The 2,860-nt window shown below is 35.9% G+C and carries 2 protein-coding genes; both read right to left on the bottom strand.

Translation table 11 applies throughout. The features are described 5' to 3' along the window. Positions 1 to 91: 91 nt before the first annotated feature. Complete coding sequence (locus AACY61_RS11750) at positions 92 to 1,540, bottom strand: glyceraldehyde-3-phosphate dehydrogenase (RefSeq protein ID WP_339611771.1); 1,449 nt, start codon at positions 1,538 to 1,540, stop codon at positions 92 to 94. A gap of 146 nt (positions 1,541 to 1,686) precedes the next feature. Next, the coding region (locus AACY61_RS11745) for a trypsin-like peptidase domain-containing protein (RefSeq protein ID WP_339611770.1) at positions 1,687 to 2,860 on the bottom strand (1,174 nt) is incomplete at its 5' end.

Here is a 2,860-nt window from a genome sequence, read left to right as displayed (position 1 = left end):
AATTTAGCGTTATTATTTAGTATAGTTATTCTAAACTAAAAACCACTTCAAATTTAATGAAGTGGTTTTTTTTAAATTCTAAACGAAATTACTAGTAATAAGTGAAGCGCCTTACTTTAGCAATGTATTTTGCCAAACGAATTACTTGGTGACTATATCCATATTCATTGTCATACCAAACATAAAGTACCACATTGTTTCCTTCGGTGTTGACAATTGTAGCATTACTGTCAAAAATTGATGGAGCAGATGATCCAACGATGTCACTTGAAACCAATTCATTGTTTAGTGAGTATTTAATTTGCTCTACTAAGTCACCTTCAAGGGCATATCTTTTAACTGCTGCATTAACACCTTCGATAGAGGTATTGTTTTTAAGTTCTAGGTTCAAAACAACTAAGGAACCATTTGGAACAGGAACACGAATTGCATTTGATGTCAGTTTGCCTGCTAACACCGGAAGTGCTTTGGCTACAGCACTACCGGCTCCAGTTTCTGTAATTACCATATTGAGGGCAGCTGCACGGCCTCTACGATACTTTTTATGCATATTGTCAACAAGGTTTTGATCGTTGGTATATGCATGTATTGTTTCTAAATGACCCTGAACGATTCCAAAAGAATCTTCAATTACTTTAAGTATGGGTGTGATAGCATTTGTTGTACATGAAGCTGCTGAAAAGATATCTACTTGATCTGGGTTGTATTCTTTTTGGTTTACACCGTGGACAATGTTTGGAACCCCTTTTCCTGGAGCGGTTAATAAAACTTTTGAAGCTCCATTTGATTTTAAATGACGTCCTAATTCTTTATCATCTCTAAAAGCACCTGTATTGTCAATAACCAATGCGTCTTTGATACCGTAATGAGTATAATCAATTTCTTCAGGAGCATTGGCAGAAATCATATGAACGGTGGTGCCGTTTATAATTAGTGCCTTGTTTTCTACGTCAGTTTGAACAGTTCCCATGAAATCTCCATGAACAGAATCATATTGAAGTAAAGATGCTCTTTTTTCAAGAACAGTCTCATCGATACTTCCACGAGTTACGATAGCTCTTAGACGGAGCTGACTTCCTTTTCCGGTACGAGCCATTAGCTCTCGTGCAAGTAATCTTCCAATTCGGCCAAAACCATATAGCACCACATCTTTTGGTGTTTTATTTTCTTCTTTGGAGGCATCTTTTAACTTGTCTGAAACAAAAGCAAGCGCATCGCTGTATTTGTCGTCTTCCAGGTGAAATTCGTAGGTTAATTTACCAATATCAAGTTTTGCCGGTGGGAGGTCAAGCATTTTAATTGCCTGAGCTATTTCTACAGAATCGAAAATTGAAATTGGTTTTTGTACAAATTCTCCAGCATATTCGTGCAGATTTAAAATTTCACTTACATTTTTATCAATCAATTGATTTCTGAATAAAACCAATTCGATTGATTTGTCATACCAAAGATCGCTGATAATTTTAATAAATTCTACAGTAGCGCGTCTGCGGTCTGCCTGAAAAGAAAGTTCTTTTTCATAAACTTCTTGATAACTCATAGCGTATGTTGTTAAAGATTAGATATCAATTTAATTTCGTGCAAAATTAGTTATTTCAAATCTTATAATGAAGGATATTTATAAAAATAAAAACCTCTTTGAAGTTTGATTTTCAAAGAGGTAGCTAAAGTGTGATTTTAAAGTGATTATCTAAAAATAAAGTTATTGGGTTCACCTTGTTGATCAATGAAAGAAATTTTTATTGGGGTATTTGGACTTCTACTTTCCATAATGTCTCTAACATCGTCAATAGATTTTACATTTTGGTCATTAATCTTTGTAATTACAATTCCAGAAAGGTTGTATTGCGCCATTTCTCTTGAAAGAGGTCTGGTGACAATTACTCCATTGTTTATCCCCATTTCTTTTAATTCACTTGGGTTCAAATTTTTTACTTCAAGGCCTAAGCTCGCCATTTCATAGGTCTCCAGCTTAGCCAGTGTTACGGGAATTATTTTTTCATTTCCGTTTCGTTCTACAATGACATTTACTTTGTCATTAGGTCTTTTGGAGCTCAGATATCCTGAAAGATCAGAGAATTTCCTGATTTGTATGTTGTCAATTTGCTTGATGATGTCTCCTTTTTTAATGCCACTTTTATCAGCACCACTACCTTTTTCAATATCAGCAACATACACACCTTGTATATTTTTCACACCAAGTTCCTGAGCTTCGTTTGAGTTTGAATTTAAAATTTGAATTCCCAAAATGGCTCTTTGGACATTGCCATATTCCAGGATATCTTCAACCACTTTCTTTGTAATGTTTGAAGGAACAGCAAAAGAGTAACCAATAAAAGCACCTGTTTGGGAAGTAATGGCTGTGTTGATTCCAACTAATTCTCCGTTTGTGTTGACCAAGGCGCCACCACTGTTTCCACGGTTAACAGCTGCGTCAGTTTGAATGAATGACTGTGGATTTCCGTCAAATTCGTTGAGATTTCTGGCTTTAGCACTTACTATACCAGCAGTAACAGTTGACGTAAGATTGAACGGGTTTCCAACGGCCAATACCCATTCACCTACTTTTATAGCATTAGAGTCTGCAAATGCAACATAGGGTAACTCATCATCAGAGTTAATTTTTAACAGAGCAATATCGGTTTTTGGGTCAGTTCCCACCAGTTCGGCATCATATGATTTATTGTCATTGAGAACAACTTCTATCTGAGAAGCGTTGTCAATCACATGATTGTTTGTCACGATGTATCCGTCAGGTGTGATGATGACTCCACTTCCTGAGCCCACAATTTCACGTTGTTGACCTCTTCCATAAAGAAATTCAAAAATATTTGTGGGACCTGTTGTAACGGTTCTGTTT

Origin of the sequence: uncultured Planktosalinus sp., from assembly GCF_963973675.1 — a bacterium.
In the GTDB taxonomy this organism is placed as follows: Bacteria; Bacteroidota; Bacteroidia; order Flavobacteriales; family Flavobacteriaceae; genus Planktosalinus.
The sequence above is the reverse complement of the archived record's forward strand: the minus strand, read 5'-3'. Positions and strand labels throughout refer to the sequence as shown.